23 protein-coding genes are annotated in these 24241 nt (G+C 72.1%); 9 read left to right on the top strand and 14 right to left on the bottom strand.

Annotated elements, in window-relative coordinates:
* Positions 1-10: 10 nt before the first annotated feature.
* Positions 11-1558: a glycosyltransferase family 39 protein gene (locus tag BLV39_RS35370; RefSeq protein WP_176985240.1), complete on the bottom strand. Its 1548-nt coding sequence runs from the start codon at positions 1556-1558 to the stop codon at positions 11-13.
* Positions 1559-1633: 75 nt separating this feature from the next.
* Between BLV39_RS35370 and BLV39_RS35365 the strand changes: the two genes are divergently transcribed.
* The 3 genes from BLV39_RS35365 (at position 1634) to fmdA (ending at position 4490) form a co-directional block, all read left to right on the top strand.
* Positions 1634-2812: an FAD-dependent monooxygenase gene (locus BLV39_RS35365; protein ID WP_090801985.1), complete on the top strand. Its 1179-nt coding sequence runs from the start codon at positions 1634-1636 to the stop codon at positions 2810-2812.
* A 96-nt stretch (positions 2813-2908) separates the two neighbouring features.
* Positions 2909-3178, top strand: coding sequence for a zinc ribbon domain-containing protein (locus BLV39_RS35360; protein ID WP_090801982.1), 270 nt, complete (start codon positions 2909-2911; stop codon positions 3176-3178).
* 58 nt (positions 3179-3236) lie between these two features.
* Positions 3237-4490 carry a formamidase gene (gene fmdA / locus BLV39_RS35355; RefSeq protein WP_090801979.1) on the top strand — a complete coding sequence of 418 codons (1254 nt, stop codon included), beginning with the start codon at positions 3237-3239 and terminating at the stop codon, positions 4488-4490.
* Here the strand turns inward: fmdA and BLV39_RS35350 are convergent.
* The 8 genes from BLV39_RS35350 to BLV39_RS35315 form a co-directional block, all read right to left on the bottom strand.
* Positions 4453-5538 (bottom strand): VWA domain-containing protein, encoded by a 1086-nt coding sequence (locus BLV39_RS35350; RefSeq protein ID WP_090801976.1) that lies wholly within the window; start codon positions 5536-5538, stop codon positions 4453-4455. The genes fmdA and BLV39_RS35350 overlap by 38 nt on opposite strands.
* Positions 5538-6494 carry a VWA domain-containing protein gene (locus BLV39_RS35345; protein WP_090801974.1) on the bottom strand — a complete coding sequence of 319 codons (957 nt, stop codon included), beginning with the start codon at positions 6492-6494 and terminating at the stop codon, positions 5538-5540. The genes BLV39_RS35350 and BLV39_RS35345 overlap by 1 nt, the downstream gene beginning before the upstream one ends.
* A complete protein-coding gene (locus BLV39_RS35340; RefSeq protein ID WP_090801971.1) occupies positions 6491-7375 on the bottom strand; it encodes a DUF58 domain-containing protein in 885 nt (294 codons plus the stop codon). Before BLV39_RS35340 ends, BLV39_RS35345 begins: the two co-directional genes overlap by 4 nt.
* Entirely contained in the window at positions 7372-8340 is a 969-nt protein-coding gene (locus tag BLV39_RS35335; RefSeq protein WP_090801967.1) for an AAA family ATPase, read from the bottom strand. Before BLV39_RS35335 ends, BLV39_RS35340 begins: the two co-directional genes overlap by 4 nt.
* Positions 8341-8348: 8 nt before the next feature.
* Positions 8349-9131 carry a S1C family serine protease gene (locus BLV39_RS35330; protein WP_090801964.1) on the bottom strand — a complete coding sequence of 261 codons (783 nt, stop codon included), beginning with the start codon at positions 9129-9131 and terminating at the stop codon, positions 8349-8351.
* Between the two features lie 105 nt (positions 9132-9236).
* On the bottom strand, positions 9237-10445 hold the full coding sequence (locus tag BLV39_RS35325; protein ID WP_090801960.1) for a glycosyltransferase: 1209 nt from the start codon (positions 10443-10445) through the stop codon (positions 9237-9239).
* On the bottom strand, positions 10442-11359 hold the full coding sequence (locus tag BLV39_RS35320) for an NADP-dependent oxidoreductase (RefSeq protein ID WP_090801957.1): 918 nt from the start codon (positions 11357-11359) through the stop codon (positions 10442-10444). The genes BLV39_RS35325 and BLV39_RS35320 overlap by 4 nt, the downstream gene beginning before the upstream one ends.
* A gap of 12 nt (positions 11360-11371) precedes the next feature.
* Positions 11372-12010, bottom strand: a complete 639-nt coding sequence (locus BLV39_RS35315; RefSeq protein WP_090801954.1) for an HD domain-containing protein — start codon at positions 12008-12010, stop codon at positions 11372-11374.
* Positions 12011-12159: 149 nt separating this feature from the next.
* Between BLV39_RS35315 and BLV39_RS35310 the strand changes: the two genes are divergently transcribed.
* On the top strand, positions 12160-13110 hold the full coding sequence (locus BLV39_RS35310) for a GlxA family transcriptional regulator (RefSeq protein ID WP_090801951.1): 951 nt from the start codon (positions 12160-12162) through the stop codon (positions 13108-13110).
* On the opposite strand, the gene BLV39_RS35305 is transcribed toward BLV39_RS35310, so the two are convergent.
* Both BLV39_RS35305 and BLV39_RS35300 read right to left on the bottom strand, forming a co-directional pair.
* Positions 13111-13530 (bottom strand): hypothetical protein, encoded by a 420-nt coding sequence (locus BLV39_RS35305; protein WP_090801948.1) that lies wholly within the window; start codon positions 13528-13530, stop codon positions 13111-13113.
* Positions 13531-13591: 61 nt separating this feature from the next.
* Positions 13592-15769, bottom strand: coding sequence for a hypothetical protein (locus BLV39_RS35300; protein WP_143050025.1), 2178 nt, complete (start codon positions 15767-15769; stop codon positions 13592-13594).
* Between the two features lie 217 nt (positions 15770-15986).
* Here BLV39_RS35300 and BLV39_RS42645 point away from each other — a divergent pair, with 217 nt between their 5' ends.
* The 3 genes from BLV39_RS42645 to BLV39_RS35285 all read left to right on the top strand — a co-directional run bounded on the left by BLV39_RS42645 (position 15987) and on the right by BLV39_RS35285 (position 18474).
* Positions 15987-16166: a hypothetical protein gene (locus BLV39_RS42645; RefSeq protein ID WP_143050024.1), complete on the top strand. Its 180-nt coding sequence runs from the start codon at positions 15987-15989 to the stop codon at positions 16164-16166.
* A gap of 545 nt (positions 16167-16711) precedes the next feature.
* Positions 16712-17668, top strand: coding sequence for an ATP-binding cassette domain-containing protein (locus tag BLV39_RS35290; protein ID WP_090801941.1), 957 nt, complete (start codon positions 16712-16714; stop codon positions 17666-17668).
* Positions 17665-18474: an ABC transporter permease gene (locus BLV39_RS35285; protein ID WP_090801939.1), complete on the top strand. Its 810-nt coding sequence runs from the start codon at positions 17665-17667 to the stop codon at positions 18472-18474. Before BLV39_RS35290 ends, BLV39_RS35285 begins: the two co-directional genes overlap by 4 nt.
* On the opposite strand, the gene BLV39_RS35280 is transcribed toward BLV39_RS35285, so the two are convergent.
* Entirely contained in the window at positions 18458-19444 is a 987-nt protein-coding gene (locus BLV39_RS35280; protein ID WP_090801936.1) for an AraC-like ligand-binding domain-containing protein, read from the bottom strand. The genes BLV39_RS35285 and BLV39_RS35280 overlap by 17 nt on opposite strands.
* Positions 19445-19474: 30 nt before the next feature.
* Entirely contained in the window at positions 19475-20434 is a 960-nt protein-coding gene (locus BLV39_RS35275) for a DUF2267 domain-containing protein (RefSeq protein WP_143050023.1), read from the bottom strand.
* A 155-nt stretch (positions 20435-20589) separates the two neighbouring features.
* Here BLV39_RS35275 and BLV39_RS35270 point away from each other — a divergent pair, with 155 nt between their 5' ends.
* Positions 20590-23103 carry an ATP-dependent Clp protease ATP-binding subunit gene (locus BLV39_RS35270; RefSeq protein WP_090801932.1) on the top strand — a complete coding sequence of 838 codons (2514 nt, stop codon included), beginning with the start codon at positions 20590-20592 and terminating at the stop codon, positions 23101-23103.
* On the opposite strand, the gene BLV39_RS43330 is transcribed toward BLV39_RS35270, so the two are convergent.
* Complete coding sequence (locus tag BLV39_RS43330; protein WP_176985239.1) at positions 23100-23660, bottom strand: LUD domain-containing protein; 561 nt, start codon at positions 23658-23660, stop codon at positions 23100-23102. The two genes, BLV39_RS35270 and BLV39_RS43330, sit on opposite strands and share 4 nt — an antisense overlap.
* Here BLV39_RS43330 and BLV39_RS43325 point away from each other — a divergent pair.
* Complete coding sequence (locus tag BLV39_RS43325) at positions 23640-24239, top strand: TetR/AcrR family transcriptional regulator (RefSeq protein ID WP_204082688.1); 600 nt, start codon at positions 23640-23642, stop codon at positions 24237-24239. The genes BLV39_RS43330 and BLV39_RS43325 overlap by 21 nt on opposite strands.
* Positions 24240-24241: the final 2 nt, after the last annotated feature.

Here is a 24241-nt window from a genome sequence, read left to right as displayed (position 1 = left end):
TCAATCGCGGCTAAAGCAACCGGTAGCAACCCGCCGGGGCGCGCTCCGCGGCCGGGCGCACGTCGACGACCAGCGCGATCACCGCCGGTCCGTAGGAGCCCGTCGCGACCACCGTGCCGACGGCCGCCGCGTCGGCGCGCAACTGCTCGCCGGTCCTGGTCGGCTGGCCCGGCTTCGGGTTGCCGTAGATCAGCACCCGCCGGTAGCCGTCGACGACCGCGCTCAACTCGGTGCCCGTGCAGGGCGCTCCGGCCGGTGGTGGCGCGAACACCGGTTCCTGCCTGGGGCGCAGGGAGTCGGCGTACCAGCCGACGGTGTGCCGGCTCGACGACAGCACCAGCGTCAGGTCGCCCGGCCGGTGCAGGCCGGCCAGCCAACGGGTCGCGGCGCGCTCGTCGGAGGCGGCCACCCGCTGCGGGCCGGCCCGGGCGACGATCAGCGGAGCGAGCAGCGCGCCCACCAACAGCACGGCGGCGGCGCCGGCCAGACCGCCGGCGTGGACTCGCCGTGCCCGGACGGACGCCACGACCAACCGCGCGCCGGCGTCGGCGGCGAACCCGATCGCCACGTACACCGCGGGCAGGATCCAGATGGCCATGCGCATGTAGAGCGGGACGATCTCGGCGACGGCCAGCACGTAGCCGAACACCACGACACCGGCCAGCAGCACGCCGAACGAGCGGCGGCGCCACGCGGCGGCCAGGCAGCCGAGCACGACCAGCAGCCAGAACAGGTGCGACACGAGCTCGAGGTCATGCGGCGACAGGCCGAGCGGGTCGCGACCCAGCACCACGAGCCGGTCCCAGGCCCAGCCGGCCAGCTCGCGCGGACCCGCGTCGGCCGGCGGGTAGCCGCGCCGGCCCCAGAATGCCGTCATGTAGTCGCTGCCGACCACGTAGCGCAGGGAGGCCAGGTAGTGGACGGTGAACGCGGCGAGCCAGATCAGGAACGGCGCCACTGCGCGCAGGCCCGCGCGCCGCCAGCCCGCGCCGACGACGACCATCGCGCACACCGGTGTGGCGAGCATCGCGCCCATGCTGCACAGGCAGGCCACCGCGGCCACCGACCACCAGAGCACATAGGACCGCAGGGCCGGGCGTGGCCGCTCCAGCAGCACCATCGTCGCGACCAGCAGCAGCATCGTCCAGAACAGGTCGTCGGAGTACTGCTTCACCTCGGCCGCGTACCGGATGGCGGCCGAGCTCGTGGCGACCGACGTGACCAGCGCGACCGCGCCGACCGGGCCGAGCCAGCGGCGGCCGGCCCACCACGCCAGCACCAGGGTGCCGATCGCGGCCAGCAACGGGAGCAACCGCAGCACGTACTCGTCGGTGCCGAACAACGAGACCAGCGCGCGCTGGCTCCACAGCCAACCCAGCGGCGCGCTCTGGTTGTTGCCGAGCCGGCCGACCAGCTCGCCGAAGTCACGGTCGCGGATGTTGCGGGCGATCATCTGCTCGTCGAGCCACAGCGGCGTGTGGAGCGCGTACCGCCGGACGAACAACGCCACCCCGAACACCAAGGGAACCAGCGCGAGATCTGACCAGCGAGCACGCATCGTCATTGAATGTAAACCGAACGTAGTGGTGACCGCAGCGGCATAGATCGGGGATGATGCGATCGGGGGTGGCCGATGGCGGTGCGGGTGGCGGTGGTCGGTGGCGGGATCGGTGGGTTGGTGGCCGGGCTGGCGCTGCGCCGGGCCGGGCTCGACGTCCGGGTCTTCGAGCAGGCACCGGCGGTCGGCACCGTCGGCGCCGGCATCCAGCTCGCACCTAACGCGACCCGAGCGCTCGCGGCGCTGGGCGTGCTGCCGGCGGTGCGCGCCGTCGCGGTCGAGCCGACCGCGTTCGAGTTCCGGCGCTGGGACGACGGGCGGGTGCTCTCGTCGACGCCGCTGGGCGCCCCGGTCGAGTCCGCCTACGGCGCGCCGTACCTGCACGTTCACCGCGGCGACCTGGTCGCCGTGCTGGCCTCAGCCGTGCAGGCCGCGGCGGTGCCCGTCGAGGTCGGCGTCCGCTGCGTCGACGTGCTGCCCGGCGAGCGCGACGTGGAGTTGCGTCTCGCCGGTGGGCGGCGGGAGCGAGCCGACCTGGTGGTTGGTGCGGACGGCATCCATTCCGTCGTCCGGCGAGCGATCCTCGGCACCGGCGACGCCCGCTTCACCGGCCACGTGGCGTTTCGCGGGCTGATCCCGGCATCCCGGGTGGCCGGGCTGCCGGTCGGGCACACCTCGACCGTCCGGATGGGACCGGGCCGGCACTGCGTGCACTACTTCGTCTCGGCCGGGCGGCTGCTCAACGTGGTCTGCGTGATCGAGGAGGACACCTGGACCCGGGAGTCGTGGACCGACCACGGCGACCCGGCCGAACTGCGCGCCGCGTTCGCCGACTGGGACCCGGTGGTGCGGGCGCTGGTCGACGCGCTCGACGCACCCCTCAAGTGGGCGCTGTTCGACCGCCTGCCGTTCCCGCGCTGGAGCAAGGGCCCGGTGACGCTGCTCGGCGACGCGTGTCACCCGATGCTGCCGTACGGCGCGCAGGGCGCCGCGCAGGCGATCGAGGACGCCGCGGTGCTGGCCGCGTGCCTGCGCGACGCGGGCGCCGACGTTCCCGCCGCACTGGCCCGGTACGAGCTCCTCCGCCACGACCGCACCGCCCGCGTGCAGGAGCTCTCGCGCGGCAACGCGACCCGGTTCCACCTGCCGGACGGGCCGGAGCAGCGGGCCCGCGACGCCGCGATCGCCTCGACGTACGGCCTGTCCCCCGACATCGACTGGCTCTACGGGTTCGACCCGCTCGCGCCGCACTGATCATCACCCGATCGGGTGCATCGGCCGCGCGCCTGCGGGGGCCGACCCGGCCGGCGTTCGATGCTGGAGCCCGTCCCCTGGGGGAAGGAGACGGCGATGGCGACGTACGTCTACCGCTGCCCGAGTGACGGCGACTTCGAGGTGCGGATCCCGCTCGGCGCGGCCACCGCGAGTGTCCCCTGTGCACAGTGCGCCGGCGCTGCCGGCCGGGTCTGGTCGGCGCCGCACCTGGGCCGGACGCCCCGCCCACTGACCGATGCCATCGATCGGGCCGGCCGCAGCGCCGAAGCGCCTCAGGTGGTCTCGCGGCTGCCCGGCACGCGGCGCACGCCGGCAGTAGTCCCGCGCGGCTTGCCACGGCTCTAGCCGGGACCCAGGACGGCGCGCGCCACGGGGGCGCGGCGCGGCGGCAAAAGGAGTGGGCATGCCCGAGGTCATCTTTGGGTTGGACTCGACGAAGCGGTTCAAGGACCAGGAGAAGGTAGGCCACAACCGGTGGCACCCGGCCGTTCCACCGGTGGCGACCGTCAAGCCCGGGGCCACGTTCCGGGTGCACTGCCGGGAATGGTTCGACGGTGCCATCCACAACGACGACTCGGCCGACGACGTACGCGACGCGCCACTGTCCACCGTGCACGCGCTCAGCGGTCCGTTCGCGGTGCAGGGCGCGGAGCCCGGCGACCTGTTGATGGTGGACATCCTGGACGTCGGTCCGATCCCGCAGGAGGACTCCGGGCCGCTGGCCGGGCAGGGTTGGGGCTACACGGGCATCTTCGCCAAGCAGAACGGCGGCGGGTTCCTCACCGACCAGTTCCCGGACGCGTACAAGGCGATCTGGGACTTCAGCGGCCAGGTGGCCACCTCCCGGCACGTCCCCGGCGTCTCCTTCACCGGCCTGGTGCACCCGGGCCTGATGGGCACCGCGCCCTCGATGGAGCTGCTGCGCAAGTGGAACCGGCGGGAGACGGCGCTGCGCGAGACCGACCCGAACCGGGTGCCGCCGCTGTCGCTGCCGCCGCTGCCGCAGGACGCCATCCTCGGCTCGCTGACCGGCAGCCCGTTCGACGACGCCGCGGCCGAGGCCGCCCGCACCGCGCCGCCCCGGGAGAACGGCGGCAACCAGGACATCAAGAACCTGACCAAGGGCTCCCGCGTCTTCTACCCGGTGTTCGTGCCGGGCGCCAACCTGTCGGTGGGCGACCTGCACTTCTCGCAGGGCGACGGCGAGATCACCTTCTGCGGCGCGATCGAGATGGGCGGCTTCATCGACCTGCACGTCGACGTGATCAAGGGCGGGATGACGACGTACGGCGTGGCCGAGAACGCGATCTTCCTGCCCGGCAACAACAACCCGCAGTACAGCCGGTGGCTGGCGTTCTCCGGTGTGTCCGTGACGCTCGACGGCGAGCAGCGCTACCTGGACTCGCAGCTCTCGTTCCAGCGGGCCTGCCTGCACGCGATCGACTACCTGGAGAAGTTCGGCTACAGCCGGGAGCAGGCGTACATGATCCTCGGCGCCGCACCGATCGAGGGGCGCTTCTCCGGCGTCGTGGACATCCCGAACTCGTGCGCCACGGTCTACCTCCCGACCGAGATCTTCGACATCGACGTGCGCCCGTCGGCGTCCGGGCCGGCGAAGGTCAACGGTGGGAAGCCGGTGCCGAAGTCGACGTTCTGACCGGGGGCCGCGCCCACCACTGGGCCAGCGCCACGGCGGCGAGCACGAGCAGGGCGCCGGCCAGCGCGAACCAGCCGGTGAGCTCCATGTCCTGCCGCTGGAGCACGATGTTGCTGGGCAGGTCGCGGAGGACCCGGCTGAGCGCGGCCGCGTCCTGCGCCTGGTAGTACTCGCCGCCGGTCAGGTCGGCGACCTCGCGCAGCGTCGGCTCGTCGATGTTCTGGTAGCGCCGGCCACCGAACCCGCCGCCGCCGAAGCGCGAGCTGTCGCCGAACATCGACGCGTCGCCGCTGATCTGGGCGGGGTTGCACACCATGGACGAGGGCTGGGTGGTGCCGAAGCCGATCGTGTAGACGCGCAGCCCACGGGCCGCCGCCTGCTCCGCCGCGGTGGTCGGGTCGACGCCCTGGGTGTTGCGGCCGTCGGTCAGCACGACGATGGTGTCGGCCTGGAAGTCACCTGGCGCGCCGTCGGCCGGCAGTTCCACGCCGGTCGGCGGCACGTCGGCGTTGACCTCGGCGATCGCGTCCACGGAGGCGAGGATGGCCAGGCCGATCGCGGTGCCCCGGGCCGTGCGCAGGGCGTCGATCGCGGCCGTCAGCGCCTGCTTGTTCTCGGTCGGCTCGACCAGCAGGCCGGCGTTGCCGGAGAAGGTGACCAGGCCGATCCTGGCCCCTTCGGGCTGGCTCTCGACGAACTCCTTGGCCGCCTGCTGTGCCGCGGTGAGCCGGTTGGGTGGCACGTCGGTCGAGCACATCGAGCCGGACGAGTCGATCGCCAGCATGATGGTGGTCGAGTTGGCCGGCACCGGCACCGACGCCTGCGGTCGGGCGGCGCCGGTCGCGAGCACGACCAGGCCGGCCGCGAACAGCCACAGTGGAATCCGGCGCCGCCAGCGCGACCGGCCCGGCAACGCGGCGCGGACCAGCGCGATGCTGGGCAGCCGCACCGTCTCGCGGCGCCGGCGGCGGCGGGTCCACCAGCGATAGCCGAGCAGGGCCGGGAAGACCAGCAGCGCGGCGAGGGCCAAGGGCCAGGTCAGCGACATCAGAGCAACCGCCCGAACCAGCGGATGGTGAGCAGCGCGCCGGCCGCGAGCAGCAGCAGCGCCAGGACGACGATCGAACCGGTCAGCTCGATCGGCTGCGGCTCGATCGTGGTGCGCAGGTCGAGGTCGCGGTACGCGGCGTCCAGCGCACCGGCGTCCTGGGCCCGGTGGTAGGCGCCGCTGGTGGTCGCGGCGATCTGGGACAGCAGGTCCTCGTCCAACGACGTCGAGATCTGGTAACCGTCGACGTCGACGGTGTCGCCCTCGACCGTGCCGACGCCCATGGTCTGGATGTGCACGCCGGCATTGGCGGCGAGCTCGGCGGCCTGCAACGCGTCCGGGCCACCGGTGTCCTCGCCGTCCGTGAGCAGCACGATGGTCGCGTCGGCGTGGTAGCCGATGTCCGGTGGCGGGGCCGGTGGCTCCGGCAGGGCGACGGGCCGGCCGGCGATCGCGGTGAGCGAGCCGAGGATGGCCTGGCCGAGCGAGGTGCCACCGGTGACCCGCAGCCGTTTGATCGCCTCGACGGTCTCGACGTGGCGGTTGGCCGGCTGGTGGGTGGTCAGCGCGCCCTGGCTGAAGGCGACGACGCCGATGTCGACCGTGTCGGGCTGCCCCTCGACGAAGGCGGTCGCGGCGGCCTGCGCGGCGGCCAGCCGGCTCGGCGCGATGTCGTCGGCGCCCATGCTGTTGGAGACGTCGAAGGCCAGGATCACGGTCCCGGAGGTACGCGGGACGCCGAGTGTGGCTTGTGGACGGGCGACGGCGAGCAGCAGGAAGACGACAGCGGTGAGGAACAGCAGCGGCGGAAGGTAGCGGCGGAGGCCACCTTGGGCGGTCACTCCGGCGGCCGCGTACGCCCGGGTCCGTTCGCGGTGCAGCCGCCACAACGCGAGCGCGCAGCCGGCGCCGACCAGGACGGCGACCGCGACCATCACGGGATGCTGGACGCTCATCGGCGCCTGCGGCGGGTCCGGCGGACCATTTCGACGAGCACCTCGACCAGGTCCTCGTCGGTGCGTACCCGGTGGGCGGCGACGCCGGTGCGGACCATCCGTTCGTCCACCATGGACTCACGTGCCTCGACCTCGGCCCGCAGCCGTTCCCGGAACAGGGGATCCCCGGTGTCGGCCAGGAGCTGCTCGCCGGTCTCCGCGTCCTCCACCAGCACGAGGCCCAGGTCGGGCAGGTCGAGCTCGGCCGGGTGCACCACCCGGATCGCGACCACCTCGTGGCGCAGCGCGAGCCGGGTCAGCTCGCCGGCCCAGTCGCCCTCGCCGATGAAGTCCGAGACCACGAACACCAGGGAGCGGCGGCGGGCGCTGCCGGCGGCCAACCGGAGCATCGCCGCCAGGTCGGTGCTGCCGCCGCCGCGGTCGGCAGTCGGCGCGGTGACCAGGTCGGTGAGCCGCAGCACGTGGTCGCGGCCCGTGCGCGGCGGGACGACCCGGTGCGCCCGGTTGTCGTAGAGGATCGCGCCGACCCGGTTGCCGCCCCGGGTGAACAGCCTGGCCAGGCAGACGGCCAGGTCGGTGAGCATCGAGTCCTTACCCTGCGGGGTCTCGCCGAACCGCATGGACGCCGACTGGTCGAGCACCAGCCAGGCGGTCAGCTCGCGCTCCTCCGTGTACTGCCGGACGTGCGGCTGGTCCAGCCGGGCGGTGACGTTCCAGTCGATGTGCCGGACGTCGTCGTCGGGCGCGTACTCGCGCAGGCTGTCGAAGTCGATCCCGGTGCCGCGGAACGCCGTGCGGTAGGCGCCCTGCAACCGGCCGTCGAGCCGGCGGATGACCCGCCACTCGAGGCGGCGCAGGAGGCGGTCCGGGGCACTCCTCATGGGCGTCCGGCCCGCTGCAACGGCGCTTCGGGGACCGGGACGGCGGACATCACGGTGGTCAGGACGTGGTCGGCGGTCACGTCGTCGGACAGCGCCTCGTAGGAGAGCACCAGGCGGTGCCGGAACACGTCGAGGACGAGCTCCGTGACGTCGGCCGGCACCACGTAGTCGCGGCCACGGATGAAGGCCAGCGCCCGCCCGGCCAGGATCAGGTTGATCGAGGAGCGGGGGCTGGCACCGAAGCTGACATAGCGGGCCAGGTCGCCGAGCCCGGCGGCGGCGGGGTCCCGGGTCGTGTTCGCCAGCCGCACCGCGTACTCGATCAGCGCCGGGTCCACGTACACCCGGTCGACCTGGTCCTGCATCGCGACCAGCTTCTCCGGGTCGGACACGGCCTGGCCGACGGCGGTCGCGGCGATCGCCCGCTCGACGATGACGAACTCCTCGGTCGGGCTGGGGTAGCCGACCAGGACCTTCATCATGAACCGGTCGACCTGGGCCTCCGGCAGCGGATAGGTGCCCTCGGACTCGATCGGGTTCTGGGTCGCCATCACCAGGAAGGGGCGCGGCACCCGGTGGGTCTCCCGGCCGATGGTGACCTGCTGCTCCTGCATCACCTCGAGCAGCGCGCTCTGCACCTTCGCCGGTGCGCGGTTGATCTCGTCGGCGAGCAACAGGTTGGTGAACACCGGACCGAGCGACACCTGGAACTCACCGCTGTGCTGGTGGTAGACGCGGGTGCCGACGATGTCCGCTGGCACCAGGTCGGGGGTGAACTGCACCCGGTGGAACTGGCCGCCGATGGCTCCCGCGAGCGCCTTGACGGCGAGGGTCTTGGCCAGGCCCGGCACGCCTTCGACGAGGATGTGTCCGCGGGACAGCAGGGCGACCAGCAGCCGTTCCAGCAGCGCGTCCTGGCCGACAATGGTCTTCTTGACCTCGTACAGGATCTGCTCGGTGTCCATCCACGCTCCTATCGCATCGGTCCGGGTGGTCCGGTGCCGTCGGAGCCGCCGCCGAGCGCGGCCCCGATCGGCACGGCGAAGCCCACACCGACGAAGGTGCCGGCCGGGGTCGGGTTGAGCAGGGCGACGACGATGCCGACGGTCTCGCCCCGGGTGTTCACCAGCGGGCCGCCGGAGCTGCCCGGGTTGACCGCGGCGTCGAACTGGATGAGCCCGCGCAGCCGGGTGCCGTCGGTGCCCGTCGCTGCCCGCTCCAAACCGGACACGACGCCGGCGGTGGTGCTGTGCACGAGACCGAGCTGGTTGCCGATGGCCACGACGTCGTCGCCGACCACGAGCCGGCCGGCGTTGCCGAGCACGGCCGGCACGATGATGCCGGGCGGGCTGTTCGGCATCAGCAGGGCGATGTCGCTCTCGGGGTCGCTGCCGGCGAGGGTGGCCGGCACCTCGGTGCCGTCCGCGAACGTGATCGCGATCCGCTTCGCGCCGTCGACCACGTGCAGCGCGGTGACCACCAGCCCGTCGGCGTTGGCGACCACGCCGGTGCCGTTGCCGGCGCCCTCGACACTGACGACGGACGGCGCCAGCGTGGCGTACACCTGCGCGGTGGTCAGGGGCGGTTTGCTGGTGGGCGACGGGCTCGGTGCGGCTCCCGGCCGGGCCTCTCCCCCGCCTCCGGCCTGGAAGGCGACCACGGCGGTGACGACCAGCAGCGCGACGACGCCCGCACCGGCCAAAGCGCCCCGCCGTGACCAGCGGGGGCGGGGCGGCGGGACGCCCTCGTCGGTCATCGTGGGCCGCGACCCACGCGCGTCCGGCTGGCGCGGTGCATGTGGTCACCCTAACCGCGCTCCGGCGTCAGGGAAATTGTCCGTCCTTTCGAGACCGCGCCGTGATCAGCGCGCGACAATCTCGGCGATCGCCTCGAACGGGTCGTACCGGCTGATCTCCTTGGCCATGATTCCGGCCCGGTCGTGGTAGCCGGGGTCGTCCAGCACCGTCCGCACCGCGACGCGCAGGTCCGCCGCCTCCGGCCGGCCGGTGCGCAGGTCGACGCCGGTGCCGCTCCACGCGACGCGGGCCGCCACCTCGGGCTTGTCCTCGCTGGCACCGGCGACCACCAGCGGAACTCCGTAGTACAGGGCGGTTTGTACCCCGCCGTAGCCGCCGTTGGTGACCAGCACGTCGGCGTGCGGGAGCAGCCGGTCGAACGGCACGAAGCCGGCCAGCCGCAGGTTGTCCGGCACCACGCCGAGCGCGCGGCGCACCCGGTCCGGCCCGTCCTCGCCGGCGGTGGCGCCGACCACCAGGACGTCCTGGTCCGCGAGGGCCAGCACCGTCGGGACGACCAGTTCGGTCAGGTCCGTCCTGGCGACCGTGCCCTGCGTGACGACCACGACCGGCCGCCCGGCCGACAGCTCGGGCCACCACGACGGCTCGTCGAACTGACCACCGGCGTGCGGTGGCAGCGCACCGACGAACCGGATGTGCGCCGGCAGGCCGTCGCGGGGGTACTCGAAGCTGGGCACGGTCAGCTGCAGGTAGTGGTCCGTGTGCCGGAACGGCGCGCTGAGCGCGAAGCCGGACAACGACGCCCCCAACGACTCGAGCGTCGCCTCGGCGAACCTTTGGAGGTGGGCGAGCGCGGGCGGCTCCTCGTTCTGGAACAGCAGCGGCACCACGCCCAGCGTCACCAGCGTCGGGCGTTCTTCCCGCGCCATGGTCAGGCTCAGTGCCGGAATCGACCAGAACCCGAGCTCACCGATCACCACGTCCGCGGGGAACGTCGCCAGCAACTCCCGCAGGCCGCATAGCTGCGCGGGTAGCTGGCCGACGAAGAAGGTCTCGAAGTCGAAGGAGAGCTGGGCTGGTCCCGGCGGGAGCGTAGCCCGCACCGGATAGCGGCTGTCGAGCTCGCGGTCGTCGAGGTCGGCGTCCGGCGGCAGCGGCGCGAATCGCGCCCCGATCGCCGCGACCCGGTCCGCGAACCGGGATCCGGTGTAGACGACCACCTCGTGGCCGCGCCCGACCAGGTCCGCCGCGACGGTCAGGACCGGGGTCACGTGGCCCTGGAACGGGGTCGCGCAGACAACTATCTTGCTCACTCGTCGGCCACCTTGATGATCGTCTTGCCGGCGGCGTGGTGCCGGCGGTCGAACGCGTCGCCGGTCTCGGCCAGTGGTCGCACGGCACCCACGACGGGCGTGAGCCGGCCGGCCCGGACGCGCTCGGCCAGGTCGGCCAGCCGGGCCCGATCGGGTTCGACCACGAAGAACACCGCCCGCCCGTCCTTGGGCCGCACGGTGGGTGGCTCGGCGATCGTGACGACGGTGCCGCCGGGGCCGACCAGCGCGGTCGACCGCGCGAGGATGTCGCCGCCGATGACGTCGAACACCACGTCCACCTCGCCGACGCCCTCCCAGTCAGCGCCGAGGTCCACGAAGGACTGTGCGCCGAGGCCGAGCACGGCGTCACGGGCGGCGGCCCGGCCGGTGCCGATCACGTGGGCACCGACCTCGCGGGCGAGTTGGACGGCGATCGAGCCGACGCCGCCCGCGGCGCCGTGGACGAGGACCCGCTGGCCGGTCGTGAGGTGGGCGTGGTCGAACAGTCCCTGCCACGCGGTCAGCCCGGAGATGGGCAGCGCGGCGGCCACGGTGTGGTCGATGTCGGCCGGGAGGGGCGCGAGGTTGCGCGCCTCCACCGCGGTGAACTCGGCCAGGGACCCGTTGCGGGCCCAGTCGGTCATCCCGAACACCCGCTGGCCCACGGACAGGCCGGTGGTGCCGTAGCCGAGCTCGGCCACGACGCCGGACAGCTCGTGCCCGGGGATGGTCGGTGTGCGGTCGTGGCCGGCGCGGTCGGTCCACGTCGCCGGCCAGTCGAGCTCGCCAGGAGTGAACCCGGCGGCGTGTACGCGCACGATGACGTCGTTCTCCGCGGCGTGCGGGTGCGGCATGTCGGTCAGGGTGAGGCCGCCGACGCCCGCGTCCCGGTCTCGCACGGTGATTGCTCGCATGTTCGTGTCCTCTCAGCTCGGCCAGGGCGAACGGATGGTGAGGTCGACCAATGACGGACTCTGGTAGCCGGGGACGAAGTGCTCCAGCAGGTCGGCGTTGAAGGTGCCGATCGTGGTGTCGGGGCGGTTCCTCATCCCGTCGACCTGCATCCGCAGGAACTCGTTCTTGAAGTCCCCGCGCGGGTGGGCGGCGAGGATCTCGTCCACCCGGTCCTGCTCGAGCCCGTCCAGACCCGCGCCGATGACGTCGGTCATCACGCCGAGCTGGGTCGTCGCGATCTCCGGACCCATCCGGCCGGGGATGCCTGGCGTGGTGTGCAGCGCGATCGCCTCCCAGACGGTCCGCGCGGCGGCGGCGGAGAAGTCCCGGTCGAGGAGGAACGTGCTCGCGTGGTCCGCACCGTCGACCTCGAAGCGCTGTTCGACCGCCGAGAACGGCGTCAGCAGCCCGTAGTCGTGGAACAGCGACGCGACGTAGAGCAGCTCCGGGTCCGGTTTCAGTCCGAGGCGTTGTGCGAAGAGCTGGGCGAAGAAGTAGACCCGCCGCGAGTGGTGGTAGATGACCGGTGCGGTCGTCTCCCGGATGTGCGTGGTCGCTTCCGCGACCGCGGCTGTCTCAGGAATCTCAATTCCCGCGATGACCTCAGCCATTACCTTGTGACTCCCCCGAGAAAGGTACGTGTGCTCGGCTTCCATGCTGCCCACCCGGCCGGCGGCAGCGCTGCCTTTCTCCGGCCAGGAACCCCTCGCATCCGGACAGGGCGAAATCCCGGCTCATTACGGTGTGTTACGAATGAACGGTGTCCAGCCATCGCGTCGCGATCCTCGTCTACGACGGAGTGACGATGCTGGACATCGCCGGTCCCGCGGAGGTGTTCAAGGAGGCCAACCGGTTCGGGGCCGACTACACGATCGTGCTGCTGTCGCCCACCGGCGCGGAGGTCACGTCGAACCTCGGGTTCCGGATGTCGGTCGACGGCGGCGTCTCCGTCCAGTCGGCCTTCGATACGTTGCTGGTGCCCGGTTCCGACCGCTACCCGCGTGCCCGGGTCCCGGCCGACCTCGTGGACGCCGTGCGCGTGCCGGTGGCCGACCGGATCGCGTCGGTCTGCACCGGTGCGTTCATCCTCGCCGCCGCGGGCATGCTCGACGGCAAGCGGGCGACCACGCACTGGAAGGTCACGCACGAGCTCGCCCTCCGGTGCCCGACGTGCCAGGTCGAGCCCGACGCGATCTACGTGCGCGACGGCACCACGTACACCTCGGCGGGTGTGACGGCCGGGATCGACCTGGCGCTGGCCCTCGTCGAGGACGACCTCGGCGCCGACGTGGCCCGCGAGGTGGCCCGCAGGTTGGTGGTCTACATGCAGCGGACGGGCGGCCAGTCCCAGTTCTCGGCGCCACTGCAAGGGCCGCCGCCACGCTCGCCGACCCTCCGCAAGGTCACGGACCTGGTCAGCGCGAACCCGCAGGGCGAGCACTCACTGGGTGAGCTCGCGAAACACCTCAACGTCAGCACCCGGCACCTGAACCGGCTCTTCCACGACGAGCTGTCGACCACCCCGGCCCGCTACGTGGAGAGCATCAGGTTCGACCTGGCCCGCACGCTGCTCGACCAGGGCTACACCGCGACCCAGGCGGCGACCATGGCCGGTTTCCCGAGCTACGAGAGCATGCGGCGGGTCTTCGCCCGACGGCTGTCGATCAGCCCGTCCGCGTACCAGCGGCGGTTCGGCACGACCCGCCGTTGACTAGGGCGTGCGGAAGACCTCGCCGCAGACGTCGAGGCAGTGGGCCAGCACCACGTCGGCGGCCAGCGGCTCGGTGGTGGTGAACAGGAAGACCTCGCGGTCGACCCGCTCGACCACCTCGGTCCAGGGCACGGCCGTGAGCGCCTGCTCGAACACGTCGCTGCCGGGACGGGACAGGCCGAAGACGACCAGCATGCCGTCGTCGAAGCTGAGCGTCCACTCGCCGCCGTCCTTCGTGGACACCGACAGGTAGGCCGGCAGGTCCGCCAGCGCGGGGTCCTGCGGCAGGCGCGCCACGGCCTCGGCGACCACGGACCGCCCGGCCAGCGCGTCGCCCTCGAACACGTCCCAGCCGTCGATGCGCGCGGGCTCGACACCGTCGACCGCGTAGGCCGGGCGGGAGCGTCGCAACCAGCTCATGGGATCCAAACTAGCTCCAGGTCTGGAGCCCGGCGTCGCCGCCGGGCTCCAGAGCGACGGGTCACGGCCAGAAGACGCGATCTATCGAGGCGTAGATCTTGTAGGGGATCCGGTTGCGCCGCAGGCAGTCCAGCAGGTCCTGCGGGATGTCGAGCGAGCCGTTGGCGTGCGGCAGGAAGTGCCAGGTCGCCTCGGCCACCTCCCCGATGTCGAGCAGATGCCGGTCCTGGTCGCACTGCTTGAGATAGTGGCCGGGATACGGCTTGCCGGTCTTCACCTCGTGCAGTTTGCGCGGCGGGCCGGTCTCCAGGAAGTCCGGCTCACGGGCGGAACCCGGCCTCGGCACGCCCGGGGTCTCGATGCGGCCCGCGTTGTTGCGCAGACCCGGCACGCCGTTCATCAGCACGTCGGCGAAGTAGTCCTCGCCGCGGTCCGCGCCCCGGATCCACGGGATCGGTGACGGCGGTGGCGTGACCGCGGTGGTCAACGCGTCGGCGAGCCGCCCCAGGCTGTTGTCGGCCCGGCGGGCCAGCCGGAGGATGACCTCGCGCGAGAAGCCCGCGCCGGTCAGCCGGCCGTAGTTGCCGAGCAGGATCAGCCGGAACGTCACCTCTTTGGCGCTGTCCGGGATCTTGTCGTACTTGGCGACGAAATGGATGACCTTGTCGAGCCGGTGCAAGTAGCGGGCCACGAACTTCGCGGCCTTGCCCGGGATCGCGATGGCGTCACCGACGTATGGCACGAGGCCCATGACGCTCAGCCCGGCGCCGACCCAGTCCTGGTTGATCAGCCCGGCGACGGTGTCGCGCAGGTCGGCCAGGCCGCCCAGGACCCAGCCCACCACCGGGATCAGGCTCAGCCCGCCGGAGCACAGGTAGCCCGCCAGCCACGCCATCGAGTCCTTGGGCGAGAAGTCACCGGCGATCAGACCGACCACGAAGTCGGTCACGTAGGTCCACTTGCTGACCCGCTCGTCCGGGGTGAGCGGATCCAGGCCCTGGTCCTCGGCGTGCGCCAGCTCGTACGCGTCGGCGAGCCCGTCACCGTCGGTGTCGGCGGCGAGCGGGTTCGTCAGGTGCTCACCGATCTCGATCCCGTCGCTGAGGCCGTCACCGTCGGTGTCGGGGTTCGCGGGATCGGTCTCGGAGTCGTCGCGCTCGGTGGTGTCCGCGATGCCGTCGCCGTCGGTGTCGACGTCGGTCGGCGTGGTCTGCACCGGCGACGTCGGCTCGCTGACGGGCGGCGGCGGGTTGTCGGCCACGAGCGGGTCGCGACCGCGCTCGACCTCGGCGCCGTCGGCGAGGCCGTCACCGTCGGTGTCCGGGTCGGTCAGCTTCGTGCCCAGCTCCTGCTCACGAAGGTTGGTCAGGCCGTCGCCGTCGGTGTCCTCCGCGCCGTCGTTGACGCCGTCGCCGTCGGAGTCCGGATTGTTCGGCCGGGTGTCCGTGGCGAGCTGCTCGATCTCGGTCTTGTCGGTGAGCCCGTCACCGTCGGAGTCGACCAGCAGCGGGCTGGCCCCGAACCGCAGCTCGACGACGTCGACCAGTCCGTCGGCGTCGTGGTCGCCCTCGTAGGTGATGCCGAGCCGGGTCAGGACGTTGAACCCCTGCTGCCAGGCCCGGCCGGCGTTGACAGTCGCCGGCGCGGGGTTGGCCTTGCGCAGCATGTCGTCGGCCTTGGCCAGGTCGCCGCGCGCGGCGTCGAGGTCGGCGAACGCCGCGGCCAGACCCGGCGGCGACGGGCCGGGCGGCGGGCTGGCCCGGAACGGGCCGATCGTCGCCTCGGCGTCCTGGATCGCGGCATCGGCGAGCAGGCGGGTGGCCGTCAGCGTCTCGACCAGGGCGGCCAGGTGGGCCAGCTCCGCGTCGCCGTTGGGCGCGCTGGCGCCGCCCATCCGGCTCTTGAGGAACGTCGCGAGCTGCTTGAGGTTGTCGAAGGCGGGATCGCCCTCGGCCGTGCCCTTCAGGCGCGCACCGTCGAAGTAGGCGGTCTCCACGTCGGCCAGCACGGCGTCGACGCGGGCCTGCCCAGGCCCGTTGCCGAGATGCGGGATCAGCGCATTCAGCGACTCGGTGATCGACGTCAGGGCGTCGCGGGTGTACGCCGTTGTCGGGATCTTCGCGACCTCGGCTTCCCAGGACTTCGGGCCGGCCTGGACCGGTGTCGCGAAGGCCTGCGCGGCAACGGCCGCGACGACGACCGCGGCGAGCGCATGCCGCATCCGTCTCTTGAATTTCATCGACGTCCCCCCATGCTTCGATGACCAGAGCAGGGGTGAGCGTATTGGGGTTCATGATTGGCCCGCTGTCCCGCCGGGCCGACTTGTCCGGTCCGGGGGAAAGATCGGTAGTTCAGTGCATCCAGGGCAAAGCCGGTTGGGCACTGTGCGCTAACGACATTCGGTCGGCGGCCCGGCACCGTTGTCGACGTCAGGCCGCACCACCACGGGAGAGTCGATGAGGATGACGAACGCGGTCATCTCCGCCGCTGTCACCGGGGCCGCGCTAACGGTGATCACCGGCGCGGACGCACGGCTGCCGTGGTGGGCGCGTGGCGGCGGTGCGCACGGCACGGTCGTCGTCCAGGTCGGCACGGGGCAACCTGGACCTCGGCAGCGCCGAAGGCACCGCCGCTAGACGTTCGCGCGGCGGCACTCCGAGGGTGGCATGCCGTACGCGGCACGGAACGCGCGACCAGCACGGTCCCGAGCCGTGGCCCGTCGGCCGGCCCGTACACGCTGGTGTCGGCGACCAGGTCGGTCAGGAAGTGCGGAGAACAGCGCACCAAGGCACACCCACCGCCGAGGTGCGGCCCTTGCCCCGTCCAGATCTCGTACGGTCGCGACGAGTCGTTGAGGTGGAGTCGCCCACGCGGTAGGCCGCCCGGTTCTCGCCCCACGACGCCTTGGCGGCCCCCGACCGGACGAGGGAGAGGCCCACACCGTCAGCCCGTCCGCGTATCAGCGCCGCTTCGGCACGACCCGCCGCTGACCTGGTGCATCCAGTGCCAAGGCGGTTGGGCACTGTGCGCTAAGGACATCCGGGCATCGGGCCGGCAACCTTGCAGTCGCTGCGGGTGCGCGCAGCACGGCCGTCGTCCAGGTTGGCACGGGGGGACCTGGACGACGGCATCGCCGCCCACCTCGCCGCCGGTCCTGTCGCGATGCCCAGAGAAGAGAACCATGGCCAGCACACACTCCCCTGCGATAGCCGTGACCGGGTTACGGAAGTCCTTCGGTGACCAGGTCGTACTCGACGGAATCGACCTGGATGTCCCGCGCGGAACGGTCTTCTCGCTGCTCGGCGCCAACGGCGCCGGGAAGACCACCACGGTCAAGATACTGTCCACTTTGCTTGGTCTGGACGCCGGCGAGATCCGGGTCGCCGGGTACGACGTCGTCCGCCAGCCGGACGCGGTGCGGGCCGCGATCGGCGTCACCGGTCAGTTCTCCGCGGTGGACAAGCTGCTCACCGGCGCCGAGAACCTGCGGCTGATGGCGGATCTGCACCACCTCGCCCGCGACGCGGGCCGCCGGCGGGCCGCCGACCTGCTGGAGCAGTTCGACCTGACCGACGCGGCCGGCAAGCCCGCCTCGACGTACTCCGGAGGCATGCTGCGGCGGCTCGACCTGGCGATGACGCTGGTCGGCAGCCCGCAGGTGATCTTCCTTGACGAGCCGACCACCGGACTGGACCCGCGCAGCCGCCGGGACATGTGGCAGATCGTCCGGGACCTGGTGGCCGGCGGCGTCACCATCTTCCTGACCACCCAGTACCTGGAGGAGGCCGACGAGCTCGCCGACCGGATCGCGGTCCTGAACCAGGGCCGGGTGGTGGCCGAGGGTTCCGCGGAGGAGCTCAAGCGGCAGATCCCGGGTGGGCACGTCCTCCTGCGGTTCGGCGACCCGGAGCAGTTGGACGCCGCACGGCGCGTCCTGGCCCAGGCGGCGCGGGACGGTGACGCGCTCGCCCTGCGGGTGCCCAGCGACGGCAGCCTGAGCTCGTTGCGGTCCCTGATCGGCCTGCTCGACGACCGGGGCGTCCAGGTCGACGAGCTGTCCGTGCACACCCCCGACCTCGACGATGTCTTCCTCGCCCTCACCGGCAACCCCACCAAGGACAAGGTGACCGCCCGATGAGCACGACCGCGCTGGACCTGCGCACCTATCCGCTGCGTGACTCGGCGACCATGCTGCGCCGCAACCTCAAGCGGATGCTGCGGTACCCGTCGATGACCGTGACGCTCATCGCGATGCCCGTCGTCTTCCTGCTCCTGTTCGTCTACGTGCTCGGCGGGACGCTGGGCGCCGGACTCGACGGGACGGTGGCGGGCGCGGGCGGCCGCGCCGCCTACGCCAACTACGTGGCACCCGCGATCATCCTGATGACCGTGACGGCGACGATCCAGGGCACGGCGATCTCGATCGCCATGGACATGACCGAGGGCATCATCACCCGCTTCCGGACCATGCACATCGCCCGGGTCTCAGTGCTGACCGGGCACGTGCTGGGCAGTGTGCTGCAGGCGGTGTTCAGCCTGGTGGTGGTGATCGGGGCGGCGATACTGGTCGGCTTCCGGCCCAAGGCCGGGCCGGGTGGCTGGCTGGCCGCGGCCGGCTTCCTGATCGCGGTGGCCTACGCCCTCGTCTGGCTCGCCGTCGCGCTCGGCCAGGTGAGCCAGAGCGTCGAGACCGCGAGCAACCTGCCTATGCCGCTCACCTTCCTTCCGTTCCTCGGCAGCGGGTTCGTGCCCACGGACTCGATGCCCGCCGGTCTGCGCTGGTTCGCCGAGTACCAACCGTTCACGCCGATCATCGAGACCATCCGTGCCCTGCTGATGGCCGAGCCGGTCGGCAACAAGGCCTGGATCGCGCTCGCCTGGTGCGCCGTCATCGCGCTGGGTGGCTACCTCTGGTCGAAGCGACTGTTCAACCGCCAGGGCTGAGGTGCGGGGTCCCCGGCTCCGGCCGGGGACCCATGCGGCGGCGCTCCGAGGGCGCGATGCCGTACGCCGAACGGAACGCGCGCGTGAAGTCCGTCGCGCGCGGAAAGCCCCACCGGGCGCCCACGACGTGGATGGGTGAGCCGGCCCAGGCCGGGTCCGCGAGGTCCCGGTGTGCGCCTTCGAGACGGTTGCGCCGGATGTACGCGGCGACCGTCTCGCCCTCGGCCTGGAAGATCCGGTGCAGATAGCCACGGGAGATGTGGTGCCGGTCCGCGATCTGGGCCGGGGTCAGGGTCGGGTCGTGCAGGTTCCGCCGGATGAAGTCCTTGACCCGCGGCAGCAGCGCGTGCCCACAGGGCCCGTCCGCCTCGACCGCCTGCGCCACCAGCGCGGCCACCAGGTCGACCAGGATCGTCGCCAGCCGTGGCCCGTCGGCCGGCCCGTAAGGACTCGTGTCGGCGACCAGGTCGGTCAGGAAATGCGCGAGCAGCGCCCCCAGGCCGGCGTGGGCCGACAAGCGCCGGCCGACGGCCTGCTGCACGGTGCGCGCGGGCAGCGGCAGCAGCGCCTTCGGGATCTCGACGCCCACCGCCGAGGTCGGGCCCTGCCCGGTCCAGATCTCGTACGGTCGCGACGAGTCGTTGAGGTGGAAGTCGCCCACGCCGTAGGCCGCCCGGCTCTCGCCCCAGGACGCCTTGGCGGCACCGGCCCGGACGAGCGAGAGGTGATAGACCTCAGGGTCGGACCGCCGGATCAGCTCCGGCGTGCGCACGAACACGAGCTGGTCGAAGGTCGTGGGCCAGATCGACACCGCGCCCAGGTCGATCAGCCGCTGGTGGGCGCGGTAGTCGGCGGCGTGGTCGCTCTCCAGCCGCATCGGCGCGTGGGTCGAGCCCATCCGCTCGCACCAGGCGTCGAACCGGTCGCCGACCGCGAGGTCACCGCTGTCGAACACCGACTCCTGGAGCATGCCGGGATCCTCGCACGCCGCCTTGTCGGATCAGCCGGCCATCCCCGCTCCGGCCTCGTCGATCGCGCTGTTCACGCGGTGGGCGAGCGTCACGTCGGCGTCGGTCACGGTGCCGGTCGCCGACGTGTACGCGGTCAGCGTCGCCGTCCGGGCGTTCGGCCGGGCGATGTGCGGTGCCCGCCCGGTCGCGCGCAGCCGTTCGATCCTCGGCAGCACCCGGTCGAGGTTGTCCGGCGGCAGCTCGATCGTGCGGCTGATGGCGTGCTGGTCACCTGACCACTCCGGCAGGTCGCGCAGCGCGGCGACCACGTCGGCGTCGCTGAGCGGCAACGGCCGCCCGGCCGTCGTGCGCTCCTCCGGCGGCAGCGGGTCGGACAGCTCGCTCAGTTCGGCCGGCAGCGGCAGGTCGACCCCGGCGTCCCCGAGGACGGCGAACACCGCCTGCACCTTGACCCTTATCTGCTCGGGCCGCCGCTCCACCAGCCGGCCGACCTCGCGCAGGAACATGGTCAGGTCGCGTTCCGGCGGGCCGCTCAGCGCCCGCGGCACCTCCAGCTCACCCGGCAGGACCGCGACCAGGCGTTTCCCGTCGGGCTCGTCGAGTGACCGGGCGGTGACCCCGACCACGGCCTGGGTCAGCTCCCGGGCCACCGCGAACTCGTCGCCGGTGAGCCTGGCGATCTCCGTGACCATCTCCCGGTAGCGCAGCCGGGGGCCGGCGCCGGCGTCCGTGCTGTCGTCGACCCCGGCCGGGCGACGCGGCCACGTGGCCTCCGGCGTCGCGGGCTCGGTGATCTCGGCGGACCCGGCACGGGGCTTGTGCCGGCCGACGGGCTGGGGTCCCGACCGGCGTTTCTCCTGTTGGTGTTCCTGCTGCTTCGAGGCACCCAGTGTGACGCCCTCCGCGCTGGGCTTGCGGTCCGCGTTGCGGGCCTCCCGGGCCAACTGGCGACGGCGACGGTTGTCGCCCTCCATCTCTTTTGGGGCCATGCGGGTCGGGTGCCCGCTGCACCGCGCGCTACACGCCCCGGATCGTGCGCTTTCGACTCAGTGTCACCGCGCTTCCCGCCCGCCGCGTTGCCGGTTTGCCGGCCCCCTGAACGGGTAGGCGCCGGCAATCGTGGTTTCGACCCGAGGAGAGTCAGATGTCTACCGGTTACTGGGGAAACGGGCCATTCGGCGGCGACCCGTTCGACGAGTTCATGGCCCAGTTCCTTTCCCCCGGGCAACCCCGGGCCCGGCTCGACCTGGGCAAGGTGATGAGCCAGGACGCCCGCGAGCTGCTGCAGGCGGCCGCGGGTGAGGCAGCCCAGCTCGGCAGCACCGACCTGGACACCGAGCACCTGCTCTGGGCGATGACCCAGAAACCTCCGCTCAACGAGCTGCTGGCCCGGGCCGGCGCCGACCCGGCGACGCTGGCCGGCGAGATCGAACAGCGCGACCGGCGGGGCAACGCGGTCGAGGGCATGCCCGCGCTGACCCCGGCGGCCAAGCGGGTGCTGCTCCAGGCGCACCAGATCTCCCGGCGGCTCGGGTCCTCGTACCTGGGTCCGGAGCACATCCTGCTGGCGTTGACCCTCAGTCAGGAGACCGAGGCCGGCCGGCTGCTCGCGATGCACGGGATCAACCCGGAGTCGCTGCAGGCCGCGTCCCGACCCGGCGCGCAGACCGTGCCCAAGCCCGCGCCACAGCAGCAGGAGACCGAGACACCCACCCTCGACCAGTACGGGCGGGACCTGACCGCGATGGCGCGGGAAGGCCGGATCGACCCCGTGGTCGGGCGGTCGGACGAGATCGAGCAGTGCGTCGAGGTGCTGGCCCGGCGCACCAAGAACAACCCGGTGCTGATCGGCGAGGCCGGGGTCGGCAAGACCGCGATCGTGGAGGGGCTGGCGCAGCGGATCATCGACGGCGAGGTGCCGCGCACGCTGACGGGCAAGCGCCTCGTGCAGCTCGACGTGACCGGGCTGGTCGCCGGCACCCGCTACCGGGGCGACTTCGAGGAGCGGCTGAAGAACCTGCTGGACGAGGTGCGTACCCATTCCGACGCCCTGGTCGTGTTCATCGACGAGATCCACACGGTGGTCGGCGCGGGCGGTGGCGAGGGAGCGACCGACGCGGCCAACATCCTCAAGCCGGCGCTGTCGCGCGGCGAGCTGCACGTGGTCGGCGCGACCACGCTCGACGAGTACCGGCGCTTCATCGAGAAGGACGCCGCGCTGGAGCGGCGGTTCCAGCCGATCCTGGTGCCGGAGCCGAGCGTCGAGGACACCATCGAGATCCTGCGCGGGCTCCGCGACCGCTACGAGGCGCACCACGGCGTGCGGTTCGCCGACCAGACGCTGATCGCGGCGTCCGAGCTGTCCGACCGCTACCTGGCCGACCGGTTCCTGCCGGACAAGGCGATCGACCTGATGGACCAGGCCGGTGCCCGGGTGCAGTTGCGCAGCCGGTCGGTGGCGAAGGACGAGCGCGACCTGGAGCAGCGCATCCACCAGCTCTGCCGCGACAAGGACCAGGCGGTCGCGGCGGAGCTCTTCGAGCGGGCCAGCGAGCTGCGTGACGAGGTCGCCGGGCTGCGCAAGCAGATCGAGGAGCGGGACGCCGACGGGCAGAGCCGGGTGCCGGAGGTGACGCCCGACGACATCGCCGACGTGGTCTCGCGGGCCACCGGCATCCCGGCCCGCCAGCTCAGCGAGGAGGAGAAGGAGCGCCTCGCGAACCTGGAGTCGCGCCTGCACGAGCGGCTGGTCGGGCAGGACGAGGCGGTCCGGGTGGTCGCACAGGCGATCCGCCGCTCGCGGACCGGGCTGGGCGACCCGAACCGGCCGATCGGCAGCTTCCTGTTCCTCGGGCCGACCGGCGTCGGCAAGACCGAGCTCGCCCGGGCACTGGCGGAGACGCTGTTCGGCAACCAGGACCGGATGATCCGCCTCGACATGAGCGAGTTCCAGGAGCGGCACACCGTCAGCCGGCTGGTCGGCGCACCGCCCGGCTACGTCGGGTACGACGAGGCCGGTCAGCTCACGGAGGCGGTGCGCCGGGCCCCGTACTCGGTGGTCCTGCTCGACGAGATCGAGAAGGCCCACGCGGACGTGTTCAACCTGCTGCTCCAGGTGCTCGACGACGGCCGGCTGACCGACAGCCAGGGCCGCACGGTCAGCTTCAAGAACACCGTGCTGATCATGACGAGCAACCTCGGCTCCGAGCTGATCACCGCGGAGCAGCCGTCGGTCGGCTTCGCCACGGCCGGCAGCGGCGACGCGGACCGCGACCTCGCGGACCGGGTCACCCGCCGGCTGCGCGAGGAGCTGCGCCCGGAGTTCATCAACCGGATCGACGAGATCGTCATCTTCCGGCGGCTGGACCCGGAGCAGCTCGTCGCGATCACCGACCTGATGCTGGAGCAGACCCGGCGGCGGATGCACGCGCAGGACATCACGGCCGAGTTCACCCCGGAGGCGATCCGGTGGCTGGTCGACCGGGGCTACGAGCCGGCGTACGGCGCCCGCCCGATGCGCCGCACCATCCAGCGCGAGGTCGACAACCGGCTCTCGGAGATGCTGCTCGACGGGCGGGTCTCCGCGGGCCAGAAGGTCACGGTCGGCGAACGGGAGGGCGCCCTGACCTTCGAGGTCTCGTCGTCGGTGGCCGCCTAGAAGCCGACCCGCGTCCGGATCAGGACGATGTGGATCCGGCCGGGCAGCTCCTGGTGGATCTCCAGGACCTTGCCGACGCTGCTGTGCTGGCCGTAGGTGGCCTGGGCGCGGACGTCCTCGAGCTTGAGGCTGTGCTGGTAGATCCGCTCGTGGGCATCGGCCAGCGTGTCCACGAGCTTCTGGGCTCCGACCACGAAGATGACGTTGGCGGCTCCCCAGGCGTACGAGGCGAACTGGCTGCCGGACGCCGAGGCGATGACCAACGTGCCGTCCCTGGTGATCGCGTGCACGCTGCCGAGCGCGTAGTCGGTCTGGTTGGCGATCACCTTCATCTCCTGGCCCTGCGTCTGCCAGTCCAGGGCGAGCAGCTTGGCGCGTGCGGAGTCGTACGGCCCGCCGTCGTTGATCGCGTCCTCGATGCCGGACTCCTGGAGGGTCACCGAGGTGTTGGTCATCACCGACGCGCCGTGCGGGATGCGGGCCAGCGTGGCGGCACGCGCGGCGTCGAGGTCGTCGACGACCTCCACGCTGAAGCCGTGCTCCTCGAGCGCGACCACGGTCGCCTTCAGGGTCTGCTCGTCCGGCAGCACCTGCTCGCCATCGCGCGGGAGATGCTGGCCGAGGTCGGCCCGGAGCAGTTGACCATGGACGCGCTGGCCGAGCGCTCCGGGCTCGGCAAGGGCACCGTCTTCCGCCGCTTCGGCACCCGCACCGGGATCTTCGCCGCGCTGCTCGACGAGGCCGAGCGCGGCTTCCAGGAGGACGTGCTCGGCGGACCGCCACCGCTCGGGCCCGGTGCGCCGCCGATGGAGCGACTCGCCGCGTACGGCGAAGCCCGGATGCGGTTCCTGATGGACAACCGCGGGGTCGCCAGGGCCGCGCTCGCCGGCCGCCAGCCGCAGCCCGGCGGCAGCCTGCCAACGTCGCTGTCCCACACCCACATCCGGATGCTGCTGGGCCTGATCGACCTGGGCCCGGCCGATCTGGGCCTGCTCACCCTGCAGCTCACCGCGGCGCTGGACGACCCACTGCTGCGCTACCTGTCGACGACCGAGGTCGACCACGCCACAGCCCAGATCACCGACACGCTCGCGAAGGGTTGGCGCGACCTCGTCCGCCGGGTCTGCCGGCCGTAGTC

It is taken from the genome of Asanoa ishikariensis, assembly GCF_900107455.1.
Lineage (GTDB): Bacteria > Actinomycetota > Actinomycetes > Mycobacteriales > Micromonosporaceae > Asanoa > Asanoa ishikariensis.
This window is presented reverse-complemented; position numbering and strand designations above follow the sequence as displayed.